Source organism: Salegentibacter sp. BDJ18 (genome assembly GCF_017579965.1).
Lineage (GTDB): Bacteria > Bacteroidota > Bacteroidia > Flavobacteriales > Flavobacteriaceae > Salegentibacter.
Window position 1 is genome coordinate 128501 of sequence record NZ_JAFLQX010000002.1, and the last position, 21667, is coordinate 150167.

Sequence of the window (21667 nt, forward strand, 5' to 3'; positions counted from 1 at the left end):
TTAAGGATTTTTTGGTACCGGTTTAAAATTAAGGCTTTTAGTTTTTTCACGTACTTTTTGCATAAAATCTTTTCCAGGATCGGTCTTTTTGGTTCGGTAGCCCTCGTCTTTCTCCAACCATAATTCGTGGCCTTCAAACTGCGGATATTCATAATGCCCTAACAAATATTCTATTTCATACTTTTCATTTAAATATTTCACTAAATCAATATTAGCTTTAAGTTGAGCTTTGGTAAGCGGAGTTTCTCTTGTGCCGCCAACATTTTCTACCCCAATCGCGACATGGTTTAATCCAATTACGTGCCTGGCCATAGTAGTTTCCGGCATTAACCGGTAAATTGTTCCATCCCTATCTACAAGAAAATGGGCGGAAACATTTAAAGTACCGGCTTGCTGAATATCTTCTCTTGCTCCCGGCAATTTAACAGGATTAAATGCTCTAAAAGAACTTTCTAAATCTGGAATAGCGGTCCAGTGTAAGACAATCATTTTTGGAGTAATTTCTGGAGAAGATTGTTGCAAATCATAGCGTTCCTTTAGATATTCCAGGCTGAGTTCTTTTCGTTCTTCATTAAAAATGATTGGGCGATCAATAATTTCTGCAGGAATATCAGCACTTTTACAACTGAATAGAAAAAGGGTGAAAATTATAAGTACATATCTCATTTTATAAGTATTTAAAACCAAAATCTCCCGGGCAAGCCGGGAGATTTGAAATTGATATTTTAATTAGGGATTATTCGTCCCAAAAAATTCTGTCTAATAAAGTTACATCTGGAACATTGCTACCGTTTCTTCCAATTTCTGAATCTGGATAACGTAATCTTCTAATAAACTGCCCATTAAGATCTGGGTTTAAGTTGGCTGGAAGATCAAAATTTTCATAATCATAATCATGTCTTCTGGCATCTACCCAGGCTTCAGGATGCAAGAACATCGCCACCCATTTTTCTTTAAAAATATGATCTATGGTAAAATTATCTTCCCCTACACTTACTGCCGAGCTATTTACATAGGCATCTATCTCTGATTGTTCTACACCCAACATTCTCATATGCGCTCTTATACCTTCAAGATAGGCATTATAAGAACGTGTTTTATCTATTTCAAAAGCTGCTTCGGCTTCAATAAATTTTTGTTCTGCGTAGGTAGCGATTAATACGGGAGACTGTTCTGAAGTATAAAAATCTCCCGGAACAAGCGTAGAACGCTCACCAGATTCGGCTGCACTACCGCGACCTTCTCCATTTGGAACTCCGATATACTCTCCATCGTCAGTAGTTCCAATCATATATGGCAAACGGGGATCTTCTACACCAAAGGTGGTACCATCGGTAGCTTCTACAAACTGTTCAGAAATCCAGCCGCCCAGGATTAGGTTTTCGTTATTAATAGCCACATTCGCCCAGGGATTGAATTCTTCTTCAAAATATTCTACCTCGGCATTATCTTCATTACTTTCAAAAGCTGCATCAATGGCTGCCAAAATTTCGGTAGGATTATATTGATCGGTTTTACTTAAATGATTAGCATAACGCGCCTTTAGCATATTTCCAAACTTAATCCATTGATCTGCATCTCCATTATAGATATAATCATCTGAACCTATGGGTAAATCTGTTTCTTGCGATAGGTTTGCTATTCCATTATCAAGTAATTCAAAAATCCTAGCATATAAAGCTGCATCATCATCGTAAGCAGGAGTGATGGTTTCAAAATTGAAACTTTCACTAAACGGAGCATCTCCAAAAGCATCCACGGTCATAGCTAAATTCAATGCCATTAGAATCTGGCCCGCACCTTCGTAATGAGAAGCGCCTGTTTCGTTAGCTTCCAGAATCATATCATTAAGATCGGTCATTACATTATACAAAGAAGACCAGGTGGTATTAAAACTAAGTTCATCCATAACATCAGAGGCACTTCCCTGGTTGGGAGACGCCAAATACTGTACATAGTTGGAGGTTGTATTTCCAATTCTAAATGTATTTTGAGCTGTTTCAAATGTAGAATTCACCATCAATCCGCTCAAAGGAGCAGTAGTAGGGTTATTTGGATTCTCATTTATATCCAGGTAATCCTCACAGGCTGTAAATGTGAGAAACAGCCCGGCGATTGCTATAAAACTATATGTTTTTCTTAAAATTTTCATATTCAATATTTTTTATAAACCTAAGTTAAGTGTAAAAAACAAGCTTTGTACGCCCGGATATCCAAGTCCTGTGAAGCCTGTAGCATTCCCACCGGCACCGGCACTAAAAGATTCGGGATCAAAACCATCCCAGGGTGTGTAAAGGATGATATTATTAGCAGCTACCGATACTCTCGCGGTTTCAAGGAAAGAAATAGCATCTAACACATTATCTCCAAAATTATAACCAAGGGAAATGTTACGTAGTTTAATAAAAGAAGCATCGTGCACAAAGTTTTCACTAACCGTACGATAATTATTTCTATAGTAACCTGCACCATAATCCCTACCATCAGGACCTTCACCCTGGCCTAACCAAACTTCTTGAGTATTGGGCGTTCCATCGGCAAGTACGCCTTCAAAAACACGGGTTTCGTTTCTATCTAAAGTATATTCAGCTATACCAAAAGCAGAGAAAAAGTTATCGTACTGGCTATATTGTTCTAAACCGGTTCTAAAATCAATAAGAAAAGAAAGGTCAAAATTCTTATAGGTGAAATCATTTTTTAAACCACCAATCCATTTTGGGGTGGTATTTCCTAAGATTAACTGATTCCCATTTCTAACCGGAAAACCGTTTTCCCCAATTACCTTAGGCAAATCTTCATTTAAGAAAAGGTTATTTGCATCGGCTCCATATCTTTCATAACTACTTCCAAATATATTACCATAAGCCTCTCCTTCTATAAGTTGCATAGTTACGGTACTACCAGCGTACCCATATTGGCTTCCCACCTGAATTTGCTCAATACCTTCTCTAATGCTTACAACTTCGTTCTGGTTATATGCTGCGTTCAAAGTAACATTCCAGGTAAAATCTTCGGTTCTAATAGGATTCCCGGTAATTATGAATTCAACACCCTGGTTTTCTATTTCCCCAGCGTTGGTTATGAAAGTAGAAAATCCTGATGATTCAGAAACCGGAACAGGAATAATTTGATCTTTACTATTAGACTTATACCAGGTAAAATCAATTCCCAGACGGTTTCCGAAGAATCTAAGATCTGTACCTAATTCTATGGAAGTAGTTCTTTCAGGTTTTAAACCAAGATCACCAAACTGGCTAAATCTAGTAAAACCAACTTCCCCGCCTAAAGGGAAAATACCCGGTGAAGTATAGGTTTGACCTATTCTATAAGGATCGGTGTCTTTTCCAACTTCAGCATAAGAAGCTCTTAATTTACCATAAGAAAGTACTTCTGGCATTTCAAAAGCTTCAGTAAATGCAAAACCTAAGTTTACAGATGGATAAAAGAATGAATTATTCCCTTGTGGTAAAGTTGATGTCCAGTCGTTTCTCGCAGTAATATTCAAGAATAACATATCATCATAATCTACCATAAGGTCTCCATATAACCCCACCAGCCTTTTCTTACGCTTATCTTGTGAGTTAGAAATCTGGCTTGCGTAACTAAGGTCATAAAATTGAGGAATTACAAAATTCTCCCCGGTAGCATCTACTCTTTCATAATCACGTTCAAAAACGTCGTTACCAACACGTAAAGTAGTGTTCCATTTATCGTCCCATTGTTTTTTTAGTGTAATAAAAAGGTTAGAGTTTATATCTCTACTATCTATTCTGGTTTCAGTTATAAACCCTTGCGAACTTAAAGGAACTTCACCTTCAATTCCTAATGGCCCCGGGGTAATTTCTGTTCGGGAATCTGTATAGAAATCGGTACCAATTAGGTAATTAACATCCATCCATTCAAACGGACTGTAAGTAAAATTAAGGTTACCTATTATACGGTTAACTTCGTCTTCAAAAGTACTAAAACGTGCATCGTAAATAGGATTGGTATTGGTTCCTATACTTTTCATAGTACCGTCTTCATTTATATAATCATTTATATCCTGCATAGGAGTGTTATAAACCATACGTTCCATAAATCTATCGTGTGGCACACGGTTACCACCAGAAATTGTATAGCTCATATTACCGGCAACCTTAAACTGGTCACTAAATTTCAACTCTCCATTTAATCTTGCAGAAGTTCTTCCCCAGTCACTAAAAGGAATAATCCCTTCCTGGTCTAAATTATTAAGTGAAGCGTAAAAATTAGCTTTTTCATTACCGCCTGAAATATTAAAAGAATTATCTATTTGAACTCCAGTTCTCATGGCATCTCTCCAAATATCATTTATTTGAGCATCAGGATCTATTTCTCTAATTTCATCTATGGAAGGACCCCAGTTTGGCCAAAAAGAATTAGGATCGTAAACGCCACCAAATCCCTGGCCATACACATCCTGAATTTCTGGATATTGATTTACTTCTTCAAAACCAATAGAGCTGTTTACATTTATTCTTACATCTCCTGCTTTACCTTTTTTAGTGGTAATAATTACGGCTCCATTTGCAGCCCTAACCCCATACAGTGCTGTAGCGGCAGCACCTTTTAGTACGTTCATAGATTCTATATCGTTGGGGTTAATATCGGCAGCACGGTTAGATAAACCACGAGGTGTACTACCGCTTTCGGTAGTAGAGTTATCTACCGGAACCCCATCAATTACAAATAACGGCTGGTTATCGGCATTTGGATCTAAAGAGTTTACACCACGAATAATTATTCTTGCACTCTGCCCTGGAGCACCACCTGAATTAGTAATTTGCACCCCTGCAGTTTGTCCTTGCAGTGCGCTTACAATATTAGGCTGATTAGTTTTGGTAATATCTTCTCCCTGTATTTCCTGTACAGCATAACCCAGTGCTTTCTTCTCTCTTTCTATTCCCAGGGAAGTTACTACTACTTCATCAAGACCCTCCATATCTTCGGTCATAGCAACATTAATTACACTACGGCCTTCTACGGCTTGTTCCTGGTTTTCAAAACCGAGGGAAGAAAATACCAGCACTGCATCTGCAGCAACTTCAATAGCATAATTCCCATCCATATCAGTTACCGTTCCGTCATTAGTTCCCTTTACCAAAACGTTTACCCCTGGCAAAGGCATTCCGTCACTGGCCACAGTAACCGTACCGGTCACTTCAGTTTGTTGGGCCAACACTCCAGTAATCTGGAAAAATGCCAGCAAGGCCATAATTGTTAGTTTGTTTCTCATTCCTTTTGTGTTAAAGTTTTCTGAATTATAAATTAAATATACCGAAAAGCGCCAGAACTGGGCAAATTTGTTGACTTAAAAATTAAACTTTTATTAACTTCTTGGTAATTAAATTAACTTTGTGCTAATTTTTTAAAAATATGTAAACCTGTTTAAAATTTTATAATTGTGAAAATCTACCCTACTTTAAAATTAACCTTGAAAATTGTAATTTTTCTACTAATTACTATCTCGATTTCTTCATGTTCCACCACACGCAAAATAAGCAAGCCTTTAGATAAGATTTTCACCGAATCTCCGGTTTTTGAACAGGGATTTGTAGGATTTATGCTCGTAGATCCAGAAAAAAACAAAACTATTTATAGCCATAATGCCGGTAAATATTTTACCCCAGCCTCTAATACCAAATTATTTACATTTTATGCAGGTCTAAAAATTCTGGGAGATTCCATTCCGGCACTTAAATATGCTATTGAAAACGATACTCTTTATTTTAAAGCCACAGGAGATCCATCATTTTTAAATGAAAATTCACCAAATTCCGCAGTTTTTCAATTTTTAAAGAAAAGCGAAAATCCTTTGGCCTATGTTGCACCAACATATACCGAAAAGCACCAGGGCCCAGGCTGGGCCTGGGACGATTATAACGCCTACTATTCGGCAGAGCGTACTGCTTTTCCTATTTATGGCAATATGGTAGGATTCAAGTTTAAAAAAAATAAGGAGTTCCCTCTGGTTTCCCCTTCAATTTTTAAAGATTCGTTGATTAGTTCTAAAGACAGCCTGGTTTCAGCCCGGCTTAGGCGTAATATTGTTAAGAATAGTTTTCAGTTCAATAATCAGGAAAAGGAATCAGATTTTACTCAATCTGTACCTTTTAAATATTCTTCAGAAATTCTCCTGAGACTTCTAAGTGATACGCTACAAAAGTCGGTTAGCCTGGTTCAGAATTCAGAAATAAATAAAAAGCTTGATAAAACGCGATACAGTATTCCCAGCGATAGTGTGTATAAAGAAATGCTGAAAGTAAGTGATAATTTTATTGCTGAACAGATTTTAATAATGGCGGCAGGAAAATTATCTGATACCCTAAAATCTGATATCGCTATAAAATATATGAAAGAAAACCATCTAAAAGATCTTCCCGATGAACCTATGTGGTATGATGGCTCCGGGCTTTCACGCTATAACCTTTTTACTCCCCGAAGCATTGTGAAATTACTAAAGAAAATTAAAGCCGAAGTACCCGAAGAAGAATTATTAGATATGCTGCCCACCGGCGGACATTCGGGAACTATCAAAAATTATTACAAAGCAGATGAGCCTTATGTTTTTGCAAAAACCGGAACTTTAAAAAATAATCACAGCCTTAGCGGATACCTAAAAACCAAAAGCGGAAAACTACTAATTTTTAGTTTTATGAATAGCAACTACACGGTTCCCACTTCAGTTTTAAAGTCTGAAATGGAAAAGGTACTGCTGCAGATTCGTGATAATTACTAACTTTAATTCTTCAAAATCTTCATAAATGCAACGTAGAAAATTCATTCAAAATATAGGAATTGGGAGCTTAGCTTTTCCGCTGGCAAATTTTGCTGAAATTGATAAAATTAACCTTTCAAATAATTCGGTGATAATTCCGCAGGGATTAAAAGAAGGAGATACGGTTGGCGTTGTAAGTCCGTCTAGCGCTATTTTTGAAACCGAACCCTACGAAATTTCTAAAGAAAGTCTGGAAGCGATGGGCTTAAAAGTAAAATTCGGCAAATTCGTAAAAAGTAGCTATGGCCACCTGGCAGGAACCGATGAAGAACGGGCCGAAGAACTCAACAATATGTTTCGCGACGAAAATATTCAAGCCGTCATGGCGCTTCGGGGAGGATCTGGCGCGGCGAGAATACTGGATAAAATAGATTATGAATTGATAAAAAACAATCCAAAAATCTTTATTGGCTATAGCGATATTACGGCATTACACCTGGCGATTTTCGAAAAAACCGGACTCGTTACTTATCATGGACCATTGGCGGTTTCTACCTGGAATTCTTTCAGTTTTGATCATTTTAAACGTTTGTTATTCGATAACGAAAAAATCACTTTTACAAATCCTAAAGATAAAGGTGATAACCTGGCCCAAACTAAAAACCGTATTAGAACTATTCAACCCGGTGAAGCCACCGGCCGACTTATAGGCGGAAATCTTTCGGTTCTTACCGGAATTATGGGATCGGAATATTTTCCTACAAACTGGGAAAATAATATCCTGTATTTAGAAGATGTAGGCGAACAAATTTATGCTGTAGACAGGATGATGAGCCAGTTACAATTGGGCGGAGTTCTGGATAAAATAAGCGGTTTTGTCTTTGGGAAATGCACCAGCTGCAATCCCGGCGGCTCAGGTTATGGTTCTCTAACGATGGAAGAAGTTATGGATCATTACATAAAACCTTTACATATTCCTGCTTTTTCTGGAGCGATGATTGGCCATATTGACGATAACATTACTGTTCCTAATGGATTGAAAGCGAAGATAAACGCTACAAACGGAAGTATAGAGCTTTTAGAAAATCCCGTAAAATAACCTGAGATTTAAAAGTAAATTGACTGAAAACCGGCAATTATTCGCAACAATTCTTATTTTTAAGGAAATTTGAAACGTGGATAAAAAACAAGAATTTGTAGATCATATTCGCAATGCCTACCAACCAAAAGGAGATTTTATTCATTTAGGTGCGGCAATGCTAGACGGTGAAACTTTCGCCGATGCGGCGGTTAAAATCCCGCTAAAAACCATGAACCGCCACGGATTAATCGCCGGAGCAACAGGAACAGGAAAATCTAAAACATTGCAAATTCTTGCTGAAAACCTTTCGCAAAAGGGTGTCCCGGTTTTATTGATGGATGTAAAAGGAGACCTTAGTGGGATCGCAAAACCATCGGCCGGAGAAGAATTTCTACACGAAAGACATCAAAAAATAGGTTTTCCGTTTGAAGCTTCAAAATCACCCGTTGAATTTCTTACAATTTCAGAACAGGATGGTGTTCGCTTAAGAGCAACGGTTAGTGAATTTGGTCCTATCCTTTTATCACGAATTTTAGATGTTACCCCAACTCAGGAAGGCATCTTAGCCATAATTTTTAAATATTGCGACGATCATCATTTACCTTTATTAGATCTCAAGGATTTAAAAAAAATGCTACAGTATGTTACCAATGAAGGTCGCGAAAATATAGAAAACGAATACGGAAGAATCTCCAGCGCATCCACCGGTGCTATTCTTAGAAAAATTGTAGCACTGGAACAGCAGGGAGCCGAACGCTTTTTTGGGGAACGTTCTTTTGACGTAACCGATCTCACCAGGAAAGACGAAAATGGCCACGGTTATGTAAATATCATGAGGCTTACCGATATTCAGGATAGGCCGAAGTTATTTTCAACATTTATGTTGAGTTTACTCGCAGAGATCTACACCACTTTCCCCGAAGAAGGCGACAGCGACAGACCAAAATTGGTTTTATTTATAGATGAAGCCCATCTTATTTTTAAAGAAGCTTCAGACGCGTTGCTGGATCAAATTGAAAGTATTGTTAAGTTAATTAGGTCTAAAGGCGTGGGACTGTATTTTGTAACTCAAAATCCAACCGATGTTCCTTCCGAAGTATTGGGCCAACTGGGTTTAAAAATTCAGCATGCATTAAGAGCATTTACCGCCAAAGACCGAAAAGCGATAAAATTATCGGCTGAAAATTATCCAATTTCTGAATATTACGATACCAAAAACCAGCTTACCTCGTTAGGTATTGGTGAGGCGCTGGTTTCGGCATTAGACGAGAAAGGAAGACCTTCTGCCCTTGCTGCCACCATGTTAAGAGCACCAATGAGCAGGATGGATATTTTAACTGATACTGAACTGGAGGAACTTATTTTTCAATCTAAATTACGTCCAAAATATAACGAGGAAATAGATCGTGAGAGTGCATACGAACTTCTAAATAAAAAAATAGAAGAAGCTGAAGCTAAAGAAGCCAAAGAAAAGGCTGAAGCTGAAGCTTTAGAACGGGAAAAAGCCAGTAGTAAAACTTCCCGTAAAACCTCTGGCAAAACCCAGGGAGCAGTAATTAAAGTGCTTACCAGCGCAACATTTATTAGAGGCGTTATGGGCGTACTCAACAAATTATTAAAATAAATATCATCAATATTCAATCTAAAAAATGAAAAAATCTTTGCTACTTATTCTTGGTTTAACTTTAGGTTTAACCTCCTGCCAAAAAGATGAAGACAATCCTTTTTTAATTACCGCTAACCAGGTGGGGCCAGTAAACCGGGACATTAAAATTAATCAGTTAGATTCCCTGTTTTCTGAAGATTCTCTTGTTAAACAAAAAAGTGGCGCCGAAGAATTTCGGGCTACCAGTGAGATTAAAGTTTTTGAAAAAGGAGGCAAACCCTTAATGATCTTAGAACCACTGCAGGAATTTGATTCTACCAGCACTATTGGCTACATAAGAGTTCTTGACCCAAGGTATGAAACCAAAAGCGGCTTAAGTACGGCGAGTACATTTAAAGATATTATGAAAGATTATAATATTTCCAGAATTGAAAATACCCTTAACGCGGCAGTGGTTTTTTTAGATGAGATAAACGCTTATATCACTATAGACAAAAAGGAACTACCTTCAGATTTAAGGTATGATACCGATTCCAAAATTAGGGCGTCACAAATTCCAGACGAGGCCAGGATCAAGTATTTTATGATTTACTGGGACTAAAATTTAGAAAATGAAAATTCTTCCCTTCGGTATTTATTTAGGATTATTTCTAATTTTTTCAGCCTGTAAAACCTCAAAAGATTTGGGGAAATTACCAACCAAAACCAGTAATGGAAATTACCAGGCAGTAATTGAAATCCCGGCGGGAACCAATAAAAAGATTGAATACCATAAAACCCAAAAGAAATTTTTGGTAGACCAAAGAGATGGTAAAGATCGTATTATAAACTTTCTGCCTTACCCAGGGAATTATGGGTTTATTCCTTCAACATTTTCTGATCCCAGGAAAGGAGGTGATGGTGATGCGGTAGACGTGTTGGTACTTGGCGAAAGTCAAAAAACGGGTAGTATTATAGAAATTATCCCTATTGCGGTGCTCAAGCTAATAGACGAAAATGAATTTGATTATAAAGTTATTGCTATTCCGGCTCAAATAAAAGATCAAATTATTAATGTTGAAAATTATAAAACCTTCAGTTCAAATTATCCTGAAGTAATTAAGATCCTGGAAAGCTGGTTTACTTATTACGATAAATCCCAGGTTTTAGAAATTAAAGGCTGGGGCGATGAAGCCGATGCAATTTTAGAAATAGAAAAGTGGATTTCTAAACCTTAACCATTAAGCTCGTTTCTTTAAGAAATGTTAATCGCGCTTTGATTTTCAAACATTTGGTTACCTTTAATCTCCTAACCAAAACATTTTAGTTATGATTAAAGTCTTAGGAATTATCTTAACTGTTGGCGGTGCTATTGCACTGGTAATGGGAATTCTGGGAATTTTTGGAAGTATTGCTCTTATGTTAAGCCCCTGGGCGCTGGCCATTATTGGTTTTATTTTCTTTATTTCAGGAATTTCTCTCATTAAAAGAAGAAAGGATACCGAAGATATTGAAGCCGAGAAAAAAACTTAAATAAGAGGTTTTATAAAATCAAAAAAGGTGCCCATTGCGAGGCACCTTTTTTTATGAACAGTAATATAAAAAAGATTGGTGTTAGTCTACATTATCGTGTAAAAAAGAATTGTTTCTTCTAAAATGAAGATCATCATTATCGTCTTTCCCTAAGGTAGTGCGCGATAATTTTCCTTCTCCCGGTTGATTTTTATCCAGGTCTACGCCCTGTCTTTTGTAAGCAGGTTGTTTTTCAATTTCATCAATTTGGGCGGCATTACTTCTAAACTTGTAATTAAATTCTTTCATTTTCGCCCTACGCTCGGCAGCACGCTCAATTAAAACTTCAGAAATAGGATTATTAAACGGGTCTTCTTCGCCTTCATTTTCTTCCTGTTTCTTTTCAGGAGTTTGAGGTTCGGGTTTTACCGTTTTCTTTTCAAAAGCAATGGTTTCATCCTTTGGCTCCTCTTTCTTCTTAGTTTGGGGCTTAGACCTATCTAAAGATTGCTCAAATTCCATATAATCGTCCAGGCTGTAACGTTTCACTCCACGAGTAGAACTCTCGGTTACCGGTACGATCTCTACCGGTTCGTTTACCTCAATATTCTTAGACTCATCTTCTTCAAGCTGATGTCTAATTTCCTTTTGCTCTGGTTTTGGCTGTTGAGTTTGAGCTTTAGGCTCTTCCCGTTTTGGTTGTTCCTTTTTTGGTTCCTCCTTTTTCTCCTGATTTATAGGAAAATCGAAAGTGAACATTATTTGCTCTTCATTTTCATTCTGAACCTCTTCAGGCTCATTCACTTCCATAGATTTTATTTCTTCTGAAGTATCATTTATAATAAAATCATCAGGATTAATTTCTTCATAAGAAACCTCCATATCCCGCGCCGATTTTGGCGTTTTGTAAAGCTCGTCTTCCTTTACCTGAATATTCCCGACCTCGTCTACTTCTTCTACACTATCGTCTAAAGTGTGTACAATGGTATTATCAGGCTCCGGTGTATTTGATTCTTCTTCCTGTTTTGGTTCTTCAATCTGTTGATTGTGTTTTGGATAAAAACCTCTTTTCTTAGGATCTAATTTTTGCTCCGCTTTTTGATCATCCTCCAGCGTATGGATAATCTTTTTGGTTTCGGTATTTACAATTTCGTTTTGTTGTTCTACATTAAACCCCGTAGCGATAATTGTTACCGAAATTGCATCATCTAAAGCTTCATCTTCACCAACACCCATAATAATATTGGCGCTGTGCCCGGCCTCTGCCTGGATATGGTCGTTGATTTCTCCAATCTCATCAATAGTAATTTCCTCGCCACCCGAAACAATTAGCAGTAATACGTTTTGGGCACCGGTAATCTTATTATCGTTTAATAAAGGAGAATCCAATGCTTTGCTTATAGCATCCTGAGCCCTGGTTGCTCCAGTGGCCTGGGCCGATCCCATAATTGCAGTTCCGCTGTTACTTAATACCGTCTTGGCATCCCTAAGGTCAATATTTTGCGTGTAGTGATGTGTAATCACTTCAGCAATTCCCCTGGAAGCGGTAGCTAAAACCTCATCGGCTTTAGAGAAACCGGCTTTAAAACCAAGGTTTCCATAAACTTCTCGAAGTTTATTATTATTGATCACGATTAAGGAATCTACGTGACTTCTAAGTTTTTCTACCCCAAGTTGAGCCTGCTCGTTCCTCATTTTCCCTTCAAACTGAAAAGGAATGGTCACGATCCCAACGGTAAGGATATCCATATCTTTTGCCTGTTTCGCAATTACAGGAGCCGCACCAGTACCGGTACCACCTCCCATACCTGCGGTGATAAATACCATTTTGGTATTTACATCAAGCATTTGTTTAATTTCATCAAAACTTTCTACGGCTGCCTGCTCCCCAATTAACGGGTTAGCACCGGCTCCTAATCCTTCGGTTAGGCTTACACCTAATTGTATTTTGTTAGGAACGGGACTATTATCAAGGGCTTGTGCATCGGTATTGCAAACCACGAAATCTACTCCTTTAATTCCTAACTGGAACATGTGGTTTATAGCATTGCTGCCTCCACCACCTACACCAATAACCTTAATGACGTTCGATTGATTCTTTGGCAAATCGAATGCAATGTTGTCGAATTCTGTACTGCTCATAAATTCTGTTTTACTGGTTCTCTCTTTTACTCACTAAGTGAGATTTAATATGCTTCAACGCTTACGTTGAAATGTTTTTACTTTTTAATTCTATTCCTCGTAGGATTACCTCGAGGTATTTACTCTGCGTTATCTAAAAAATCTTTAAACTTCTCTGCCCATTTATCAAAAATGCTCTTTTTGGGCGGTCTTTTTGAAGCTTCGGGATCCTGCCTCAAATCTTCACCTTCCGGTGGATTTTGCTCAAAATCTTTCTGCAACTCCTCTTCTTCTCTTTCTCTTTCTTCTTTGCTTTTTAGCACAACTTCTTCTTGAAACTTCTTTTCACCGTGTTCCAGGCTATTCATTACCAATCCTACCGCTGTGGCATAAACCGGGCTGGTAGTTTCGGTATCGTTATTTCCTGCAAGGTGCTCGTTAGGATATCCAATTCTGGTATCCATCCCGGTAATGTATTCGGCAAGTTGTTTAATATGCTTCAACTGTGCTCCACCACCTGTTAAGACCATTCCGGCAATTAACTTCTTCTTTTGTTCTTCGTGCCCGTAGTTTTTAATTTCCAGGTAAACCTGCTCAATAATTTCAACTACACGAGCGTGGATAATTTTTGAAAGGTTCTTTAAGGTAATTTCCTTAGGTTCCCTTCCGCGCAAACCGGGAATAGAAACAATCTCGTTGTCTTTATTTTCTCCAGGCCAGGCAGAACCAAACTTAATTTTAAGCAATTCTGCCTGTTTTTCTATAATTGAACATCCTTCTTTGATGTCTTCGGTAATTACATTTCCGCCAAAAGGAATTACGGCGGTATGTCTAATTATTCCGTCTTTAAAAATGGCTAAATCGGTAGTACCACCACCTATATCTATAAGTGCAACCCCTGCTTCTTTTTCTTCCTGGCTCAATACGGCATTAGCTGAAGCCAATGGCTCTAAAGTCACTGCCGAAAGTTCTAATCCGGCACTTTTTACACATCTTCCAATATTTCTAATGGAAGAAACCTGGCCAACTACTACGTGGAAATTAGCTTCCAATCTCCCGCCATACATTCCAATAGGTTCCTTGATCTCTGCCTGGCCGTCTACCTTGAATTCCTGAGGTAAAACGTGAATAATCTCTTCTCCCGGCAACATCACCAACTTGTGAACCTGGTTGCAGAGGCTATGTATATCATCGGCATCAATTACTTCTTCGGGGTTTGGCCTGGTAATATAATCGCTATGTTGAAGGCTTCTTATATGCTGGCCGGCAATACCAACCACTACATCACTAATTTTTAATCCTGAATCTGCCTCAGCTTCCTGAATAGCCTGCTGTATAGACTGAATAGTTTGGGTAATATTATTTACCACCCCGCGGTGCACACCAAGGCTTTTGGATTTCCCAATACCTACGATCTCCACCTTTCCATATTCGTTCTTACGTCCAATCATGGCCACAATTTTTGTGGTACCAATATCTAATCCTACGGCTATCTCGTTGTGTTCCATAATTTACTTTTTAGTGCAAACAACCTGATCTCCAAATTGTAAATTCACTTTTTTGTAGGTCTCTAATTTCTCGTCTTGTAAAGCTTTTTTATAAAATGCTTTAAAATTATTGAATTTTAAGGCTATATCATTGGCTTTGCCGAAATACACCTTAAAGTCTAATTTTCTCATTTCCAGTTCAAATTTATCTCCGGGCAAACGTTTAACACCGGTGATATGTCGGGTTAAAAATTCATCTTTCTGAATATAATCTACCAGCGGATATGCTGTAATTACGTTGCTGGAGTCTACTCCCATAAGCAGTGGTACCCTTGCAGCATAGTATGGTGAAAGCGGCATTACCTTCCCATTCCTATCTATATAAAAAGAAGAATTCCCCACTATTCTACCAATGGGTTTACGCTGACTTATTTTAGTTTGGAGTTTCCCATCCAAACTCAAAAACGCTTCAGCATTTTCTATCATATCGTGATTATTCAACAGGCTCTCTACCCTATTCAAATCTAAAATTTCTTTGTCTATGCCCGCCGCGGCCACATCATTTTGTATCAACAACTTATTAACCGCTTCCTCAGTAACATAGAGGTTTTCACCAGTTACAAATTGCACTTTTACTTCACTTATTTTGCGGTTGTTATTCCGTTTTTCAGCAAAACCGAATAGAAAGCCCACTAAAAGCAGTAAAATAGGTAGTTTTATGTACTTAAGTTTATGCTTCATCTTGCAATGCGTTTTTTACAGATTCCACTTCTTCTCCAATACTACCGGCGCCCATAAGTACCACTACTTCGGGATTGGAACTTTTTATTTCTTCAATAATATTTTCTATCTGAATTAATTTTTTATTTGAATTCTGAATTTTCTCTAAAAGCCAGCTTGAATTAACTCCCTCAATTGGCAATTCTCGGGCCGGATAAATATCCAGCAACATCAACTCATCAAATAAAGAAAGACTTTCTGCAAAATCATCAACAAAATCTTTAGTTCTACTGAATAAATGCGGCTGAAAAACTGCCAAAACCTTCTTCCCGGGATGCATTTCTCTAACCGCCTGGTTCACCGCAGCGATCTCTGCCGGATGATGTGCATAATCGTCTATAAGCACCAACTTATCTGACTTAATTTTATAAGAAAATCTTCGTCTAACACCTTTAAAACTATATAACGCCCTGGATAGCCTGGGGATTGGGGATCCATATTGGATAGCCATCGCCAGGGCGGTTATAGCATTTAGCAAATTGTGTTTGCCGGGTAGATTAAACATAAAATCTTCAATAACTCCGTTAGGAGTTTTTAGATCAAAATGATAGGTTCCATTTTCGATCTTTATATTTTGAGCCGAATAATCGGCATTGTCTTCTATTCCAAAAGTAATTCCATCCAGCGGCAAGCCATTTTTCACGAATAAAGTTCCATTTTCAGGAACTAGCTTTGCGAACTGCCTGAAAGTATTTTCCAGTTCTTCTTTTTTGCCATAAATATCTAAATGATCGGCATCCATAGAGGTTACCGCTGCGATATTTGGTGAAAGATGAAGAAATGAGCGATCAAATTCATCAGCTTCCACCACGATAACTTCGTCGCCTTTCAGGATTAAATTGCTTTGAATATCTTCACTAATTCCACCTAAGAATCCGGTTACTTTCGCATTGGTTTCTTTAAGCAAATGTCCTAAAATTGCCGTAGTGGTAGTTTTACCGTGAGTTCCAGCTACCGCTAAAGTGGTTTTTCCTTTAGAAATTAATCCGAGCACAGCGGCTCTTTTTTTTAGGTTGAAATCATTATTCTTAAAGTAAACCAGTTGTTCGTGAGCGGCAGGAACCGCGGGTGTGTAGACAACCAGCGTATTTTCTTTATCTGTAAATTCAGCTGGAACCAACTTCATTTTTTCATCGTAAACCACCACAATATCTTCTGCTTCCAGCGTTCTGGTAAGCGAAGTCGAAGTCTTATCGTAACCGGCTACATTTTTTCCCTGGAATTTAAAGTAACGCGCCAACGCACTCATCCCAATACCGCCAATGCCGATAAAATAAATGTTTTGTATGTGGTTTAAATCCTGCATTCTATTTTCTTGAGACCTCACAGGTTTTGGAAACCTGTGAGGTCTTAATATTTTTATTTAATCAATTTCTCTACTTCATCTACAATCCTGGCGGTTGCATTTGGCAAAGCCAGTTTTTTAATATTTTCTCCCAGTTCTTCTTGCTTCTCTTCGGAAGCCATTAATGCGAAAAACTCGGTCTCAAATTTTTCATCCAGTTCATTTTCCTTCAACATCATCGCGGCATTTTTCTTTACTACCGCCATTGCATTCTTGGCCTGGTGGTCTTCAGCTACATTAGGGGACGGAACAAAAAGCACCGGTTTTCCCACAATACTTAATTCTGAAACCGTGCCCGCTCCAGCTCTTGTAATAATCACATCTGCAGCGCCGTAGGCCAGCTTCATTTCATTCAGAAATAAATGCGTTTGCACCAAACCTGAATTGTACTTTTTATAATCTTCATAATACAGCTTCCCGGTTTGCCAGATAAGCTGAATATTTTCTTCTTTAAATCTTTCTAAATTGGCTTTCACCAACTGATTTATTCTTCTTGCGCCAAGGCTTCCACCTAAAACCAGCACTACTTTTTTGTCTTTGGCAAGACCAAAATGTGCAAGAGCTTTTTCCCTGTCTTTGTCAATTTTCAACAAATCCTGTCTAACCGGGTTACCGGTAATTACAGTTTTTTCAGCAGGGAAAAATCGTTTAACTTCCTCATAAGCGGCACAAATCTTATCGGCCTGTTTTGCCAACAATTTATTGGTTATTCCTGGAAAAGAATTCTGCTCTTGAATAAGAGTTGGAATGCCCTTCGAGTTTGCCACTTTTAATAAAGGTCCACTAGCGAAGCCGCCCGTACCTATTACCACATCTGGTTTGAATTCCCTGATTATTCTTCTGGATTTTGCCAAACTGCTTAACAGCTTAAATGGAAACATTAGATTGCTCATCGTTAACTTTCGCTGAATTCCACTAATCCATAGACCTTCTATTTTGTAACCGGCTTGTGGTACTTTCTCCATTTCCATCCTGTCACTGGCACCAACAAACAATATTTCTGCTTCAGGATAACGTACTTTTATCTCGTGGGCAATAGCAATGGCCGGGTAAATATGCCCGCCGGTACCGCCTCCAGATAATATTACACGTAAATCCTTTTTCATTTTTTAAATTCTATATAGCTTCGCTTAAAATATCTAGTGGATTTTCATTATCCAGTTCCTTTTCAGCTTCTTCCCTTTCTTTCATTTCTTCACGTTTGGCGCTTACGCTTAAAATAATTCCCAACGCCATGCAGGTCATCCAAATGGAAGTTCCCCCGCTACTTATTAGAGGCAAAGTTTGTCCTGTAACCGGAAATAACTCTACCGCAACTCCCATATTTATCAATGCCTGGAAAATTATAGGCAAGCCAACGCCCATAACCAGTAATTTTCCAAAAACGGTATTGGCCTTTGTGGCTACGATCACAATCCTAAAAAGCAATAGCAAATACGCCAACATTACTCCGAAGGCACCTATTAACCCCATTTCTTCAACAATTATCGCGTAGATAAAATCGGAAGAAGACTGTGGTAAAAAATTTCTTTGTACACTTTTCCCAATCCCGGTTCCGGCAACACCACCTGTGGCTATTGCAATTTTTGCTTTTTCAATCTGGTAATCGGCTTCGGTATCTTCATCGTTAGAAAAACTTTCAATTCGGCTTGCCCAGGTATCTACCCTATTGGGTAAAAGTCCCGGAAAAGCTTTAGCCGTAAGAATAAACATGGTCAACAAAATCAAACCTGCCGCTACAATAATTCCAAGGTATTTTATTGGATATCCTCCTAAAAACATCAACACCAGCACCATAGAAAAAACGATGGCAGTTGTGGAGAAATTGGCCGGCAAAATTAAGGATAATACCACTCCTACAGGCAACCAAAGCGGTAAAATTGACTCTTTAAAAGTGAGATTCTCATTGGTTTTTTTAGAGAGGTAACGCGCCACATAAATCATTAAAACTACCGATGCCAACGTAGATGACTGAAACGAAACCCCTAAGCCCGGAATTTGGATCCATCTACTCGCATAAGCACCGTCTATCATTGTTCCCTGGGCAACCGTATAAATTAACAACACAATTACAACCGGCAAAAATAAGATGGAAAGCCCCCGGAAATAATGATAGGGAATTTTATGTACAGCAAAGAGCAAACAAAAACCTAAAAGCAAATGGAAGAAATGCACCACCACATACTGGAAAGTGCTGCCATCTCCATATAAATACGCAAGATTACTACTGGAACTGTAAACCGGCAAAAATGAAAATATTGCCAACAGCCCGGCCGTAGCCCAGATAACCTTATCGCCTTTAAGATTTGAAAAAATGTTGCTCATTTAATTCTTTAATTTCCTTTTATCGAACCTCATCCTGAACTTGTTTCAGGATCTAAGCTCTTTTTATAGATCTCTAACGGCATCTTTAAACTGACGTCCTCTGTCTTCGTAATTTTCAAAAAGGTCAAAACTTGCACAGGCAGGAGAAAGTAAAACCGAATCTCCTCTTTCAGCGAGACTATAAGCCATTCTTACAGCTTCTTTCATAGATTCTGTTTCAACAATTGTATCTACACAATTCCCAAAGTTTTGCATTAGCTTTTGGTTATCTACTCCCAGGCAAATAATTGCTTTTACTTTTTCATTTACCAGTGGTAGAAGATCGTCGTAAACATTTCCTTTATCTACTCCTCCAACAATCCAAACGGTTTCACTTTCCATACTTTCCAAAGCATAAAAAGTTGCGTTTACATTAGTTGCCTTAGAATCGTTTATATACTGAACATTATTAATTTTCAGCACTTTTTCCAGGCGGTGTTCTACCCCCTGAAAACTCTCCATACTTTCACGAATAGTTTCTTTTCTAATTCGCAATAATTGGGAAACAGTGGCCGCAGCCATCGCATTTTTAGTATTGTGTTTACCCTGTAAACCTAATTTTGTTGTTGGCATATTAAATTGTTTGTTTTTTATATTAACTATAATATTTTCGTTCTCTATGTATGAGCCATTTTCTACTTTTTGCTGAAGGGAAAACGGTAATTTTTGCGCTTTTACCGGGTGTCTATCCAACCAGTTTGTGATAATTTCATCGTCTAAATCGTAGATAAAAAAATCATCTTTAGTTTGATTTTCGGCAATCCTGAATTTTGAAAAAACGTAATTCTCCAGTTTATGTTCATAACGATCTAAATGATCGGGCGTGATATTGGTTAACACCGAAATATCAGGCCTAAATTCTTTAATCCCGTCTAATTGAAAACTGCTTAATTCCAGCACAAACCAGTCGGGATTTGTTTCAGCGACCTGTTTTGCAAAGCTGTCGCCTACATTCCCTGCCATTCCCACATTTACGCCTGCATTTTTTAAAATATGGTGCACAAATTTTGTAGTGGTGGTTTTCCCGTTGCTGCCTGTAATCCCAATAATTTTTGCTGAAGTAAAAGCGGCAGCAAATTCAATTTCTGAAATCACCGGAATACCTTTCTCTACTAATTGTTTTACAATTGAAACAGTTTCCGGGATTCCGGGACTTTTCATCACTACATCGGCATCTAAAATCTTAGCTTCAGTATGAATTTCCTCTTCCCAATCGATCTTCAATTCTTCAAAAACCGATTTATATTTTTCTTTTATTTTTCCTTTATCTGAAACAAAAACCTTAAAACCTTCCTTCACGCCTAAAATAGCAGTCCCAGCACCGCTTTCGCCGCCGCCAAGGATCACCAGTTTTTTACCGGAATTGTTAGTATTTTGAGTTTCTGTTTTCACTATTTCTTATCTTACTTTTAGCGTGATTATAGTTACAATGGCCAGAAAAATTCCAATAATCCAAAAGCGCACTACTATTTTACTTTCGTGGTATCCTTTTTTCTGATAATGATGATGTAAAGGAGACATCAGGAAAATTCTTCGGCCTTCGCCATATTTTCTTTTGGTAATCTTAAACCAGGCTACCTGCATAACCACCGATAGGTTTTCCATTAAAAAGATTCCGCATAAAATGGGGATCAATAATTCTTTTCTTGTGGCAATTGCGAGTACGGCTATAATTCCACCAATAGTTAAACTACCAGTATCGCCCATAAAAACCTGTGCAGGATAAGTGTTGTACCATAAAAATCCGACCAAAGCACCCGCAAAAGCACTTATAAAAATCGTCATCTCACCAGATCGCGGGATGTACATTATATTGAGATAATCTGAAAAAATTATGTTACCCGAAACCCAGGCAAATATCCCAAGCGTGAGCACAATTATTGCTGAAGAACCAGCGGCGAGACCATCTATTCCATCGGTCAAATTGGCGCCATTGGAAACTGCAGTCACAATAAATATTACGATTGGAATAAAGATTAACCAGGCATAATTTGCCAAAGCAGGATTTATCCAACTAATCAAGCTGGAATAATCGAACTCGTTATTTTTCACAAAAGGAATTGTGGTAGTGGTAGTTTTAATTTCCGGGCCCATTTCCCTAATATTCTGAAAGCTATCTACCAGCTCTTGTTGCTCTGGCGCCGGCTCATTTGTTTCTTCTTTTACGGTAACTCCCGGATGCAGATACAAAGTGCCACCTACAATTATTCCCAGGCCAACCTGCCCCAGGATTTTAAATTTCCCCTGCAGGCCTTCTTTATCCTTTTTAAATGTTTTAATGTAATCGTCTATAAAACCTATAGCTCCCATCCAAAGGGTGGTTACTATAAGCAGGATTACATAAATATTCTCCAATTTAGCAAAGAGTAAAACAGGAATTAGCGTGGCGAAGATTATAATAACCCCGCCCATAGTTGGTGTACCCGCTTTTTCGCTTTGTCCTCTAAGTCCTAAATCTCGTACACTTTCCCCAACCTGTTTTGCCTGTAAATAATTGATTATTCTTTTTCCGTAGATCGTAGAAATAGCCAAAGAAAGGATTATAGCCATCGCCGATCTAAAGGAAATGTACTCAAACAAGCGCGCCCCGGGCACCTGGTATTCTGCATCTAAATATTGAAATAAATAGTATAACATATTTTCTGGTTATTCT

At 38.1% G+C, this 21667-nt stretch carries 17 protein-coding genes; 6 read left to right on the forward strand and 11 right to left on the reverse strand.

The window, feature by feature from the left end; genetic code table 11:
- From J0871_RS01245 to J0871_RS01255, 3 genes are all read right to left on the reverse strand, one after another.
- On the reverse strand, positions 1–666 hold the full coding sequence (locus J0871_RS01245) for a peptidoglycan recognition family protein (protein ID WP_208222862.1): 666 nt from the start codon (positions 664–666) through the stop codon (positions 1–3).
- 70 nt (positions 667–736) lie between these two features.
- Entirely contained in the window at positions 737–2152 is a 1416-nt protein-coding gene (locus J0871_RS01250; RefSeq protein ID WP_208222863.1) for a SusD/RagB family nutrient-binding outer membrane lipoprotein, read from the reverse strand.
- A gap of 12 nt (positions 2153–2164) precedes the next feature.
- Entirely contained in the window at positions 2165–5257 is a 3093-nt protein-coding gene (locus J0871_RS01255; RefSeq protein ID WP_208222864.1) for a SusC/RagA family TonB-linked outer membrane protein, read from the reverse strand.
- 168 nt (positions 5258–5425) lie between these two features.
- On the opposite strand from J0871_RS01255, the gene dacB reads away from it, so the two are divergent.
- From dacB to J0871_RS01285, 6 genes are all read left to right on the forward strand, one after another.
- A complete protein-coding gene (dacB, locus tag J0871_RS01260; protein ID WP_346014321.1) occupies positions 5426–6760 on the forward strand; it encodes a D-alanyl-D-alanine carboxypeptidase/D-alanyl-D-alanine-endopeptidase in 1335 nt (444 codons plus the stop codon).
- 25 nt (positions 6761–6785) lie between these two features.
- Positions 6786–7838, forward strand: coding sequence for an LD-carboxypeptidase (locus J0871_RS01265; RefSeq protein WP_208222865.1), 1053 nt, complete (start codon positions 6786–6788; stop codon positions 7836–7838).
- A gap of 76 nt (positions 7839–7914) precedes the next feature.
- Entirely contained in the window at positions 7915–9444 is a 1530-nt protein-coding gene (locus J0871_RS01270) for a helicase HerA-like domain-containing protein (RefSeq protein ID WP_208222866.1), read from the forward strand.
- A 25-nt stretch (positions 9445–9469) separates the two neighbouring features.
- The gene (locus J0871_RS01275) at positions 9470–10027 is read left to right on the forward strand and encodes a hypothetical protein (protein WP_075324896.1); all 558 of its coding nucleotides are present in this window, start codon (positions 9470–9472) and stop codon (positions 10025–10027) included.
- Between the two features lie 10 nt (positions 10028–10037).
- Positions 10038–10643, forward strand: coding sequence for an inorganic diphosphatase (locus J0871_RS01280; RefSeq protein WP_075324897.1), 606 nt, complete (start codon positions 10038–10040; stop codon positions 10641–10643).
- Between the two features lie 91 nt (positions 10644–10734).
- A complete protein-coding gene (locus tag J0871_RS01285) occupies positions 10735–10938 on the forward strand; it encodes a hypothetical protein (RefSeq protein ID WP_075324898.1) in 204 nt (67 codons plus the stop codon).
- Positions 10939–11019: 81 nt separating this feature from the next.
- On the opposite strand, the gene ftsZ is transcribed toward J0871_RS01285, so the two are convergent.
- From ftsZ to mraY, 8 genes are all read right to left on the reverse strand, one after another.
- On the reverse strand, positions 11020–13059 hold the full coding sequence (gene ftsZ, locus J0871_RS01290; RefSeq protein ID WP_208222867.1) for a cell division protein FtsZ: 2040 nt from the start codon (positions 13057–13059) through the stop codon (positions 11020–11022).
- Positions 13060–13178: 119 nt separating this feature from the next.
- The gene (gene ftsA / locus J0871_RS01295) at positions 13179–14546 is read right to left on the reverse strand and encodes a cell division protein FtsA (protein WP_075324900.1); all 1368 of its coding nucleotides are present in this window, start codon (positions 14544–14546) and stop codon (positions 13179–13181) included.
- 3 nt (positions 14547–14549) lie between these two features.
- Complete coding sequence (locus J0871_RS01300) at positions 14550–15266, reverse strand: hypothetical protein (protein ID WP_208222868.1); 717 nt, start codon at positions 15264–15266, stop codon at positions 14550–14552.
- Positions 15256–16611, reverse strand: a complete 1356-nt coding sequence (gene murC, locus J0871_RS01305) for a UDP-N-acetylmuramate--L-alanine ligase (protein WP_208223163.1) — start codon at positions 16609–16611, stop codon at positions 15256–15258. The genes J0871_RS01300 and murC overlap by 11 nt, the downstream gene beginning before the upstream one ends.
- Positions 16612–16664: 53 nt before the next feature.
- Positions 16665–17756, reverse strand: coding sequence for an undecaprenyldiphospho-muramoylpentapeptide beta-N-acetylglucosaminyltransferase (gene murG / locus J0871_RS01310; protein WP_208222869.1), 1092 nt, complete (start codon positions 17754–17756; stop codon positions 16665–16667).
- A gap of 10 nt (positions 17757–17766) precedes the next feature.
- Positions 17767–18975, reverse strand: coding sequence for an FtsW/RodA/SpoVE family cell cycle protein (locus J0871_RS01315; protein WP_208222870.1), 1209 nt, complete (start codon positions 18973–18975; stop codon positions 17767–17769).
- Between the two features lie 63 nt (positions 18976–19038).
- The gene (murD, locus tag J0871_RS01320; protein ID WP_075324905.1) at positions 19039–20406 is read right to left on the reverse strand and encodes a UDP-N-acetylmuramoyl-L-alanine--D-glutamate ligase; all 1368 of its coding nucleotides are present in this window, start codon (positions 20404–20406) and stop codon (positions 19039–19041) included.
- A 6-nt stretch (positions 20407–20412) separates the two neighbouring features.
- Positions 20413–21651, reverse strand: a complete 1239-nt coding sequence (gene mraY / locus J0871_RS01325; protein ID WP_075324906.1) for a phospho-N-acetylmuramoyl-pentapeptide-transferase — start codon at positions 21649–21651, stop codon at positions 20413–20415.
- Positions 21652–21667: the final 16 nt, after the last annotated feature.

Excerpts from the sequence above, each read along its gene's own strand:
- J0871_RS01245 (WP_208222862.1), bottom strand. The coding sequence starts at position 666 with ATGAGATATGTACTTATAATTTTCACCCTTTTTCTATTCAGTTGTAAA.
- J0871_RS01250 (WP_208222863.1), bottom strand. The coding sequence starts at position 2,152 with ATGAAAATTTTAAGAAAAACATATAGTTTTATAGCAATCGCCGGGCTG.
- J0871_RS01255 (WP_208222864.1), bottom strand. The coding sequence starts at position 5,257 with ATGAGAAACAAACTAACAATTATGGCCTTGCTGGCATTTTTCCAGATT.
- J0871_RS01265 (WP_208222865.1), top strand. The coding sequence starts at position 6,786 with ATGCAACGTAGAAAATTCATTCAAAATATAGGAATTGGGAGCTTAGCT.
- J0871_RS01275 (WP_075324896.1), top strand. The coding sequence starts at position 9,470 with ATGAAAAAATCTTTGCTACTTATTCTTGGTTTAACTTTAGGTTTAACC.
- J0871_RS01280 (WP_075324897.1), top strand. The coding sequence starts at position 10,038 with ATGAAAATTCTTCCCTTCGGTATTTATTTAGGATTATTTCTAATTTTT.
- J0871_RS01285 (WP_075324898.1), top strand. The coding sequence starts at position 10,735 with ATGATTAAAGTCTTAGGAATTATCTTAACTGTTGGCGGTGCTATTGCA.
- ftsZ (WP_208222867.1), bottom strand. The coding sequence starts at position 13,059 with ATGAGCAGTACAGAATTCGACAACATTGCATTCGATTTGCCAAAGAAT.
- ftsA (WP_075324900.1), bottom strand. The coding sequence starts at position 14,546 with ATGGAACACAACGAGATAGCCGTAGGATTAGATATTGGTACCACAAAA.
- J0871_RS01300 (WP_208222868.1), bottom strand. The coding sequence starts at position 15,266 with ATGAAGCATAAACTTAAGTACATAAAACTACCTATTTTACTGCTTTTA.
- murC (WP_208223163.1), bottom strand. The coding sequence starts at position 16,611 with ATGCAGGATTTAAACCACATACAAAACATTTATTTTATCGGCATTGGC.
- murG (WP_208222869.1), bottom strand. The coding sequence starts at position 17,756 with ATGAAAAAGGATTTACGTGTAATATTATCTGGAGGCGGTACCGGCGGG.
- J0871_RS01315 (WP_208222870.1), bottom strand. The coding sequence starts at position 18,975 with ATGAGCAACATTTTTTCAAATCTTAAAGGCGATAAGGTTATCTGGGCT.
- mraY (WP_075324906.1), bottom strand. The coding sequence starts at position 21,651 with ATGTTATACTATTTATTTCAATATTTAGATGCAGAATACCAGGTGCCC.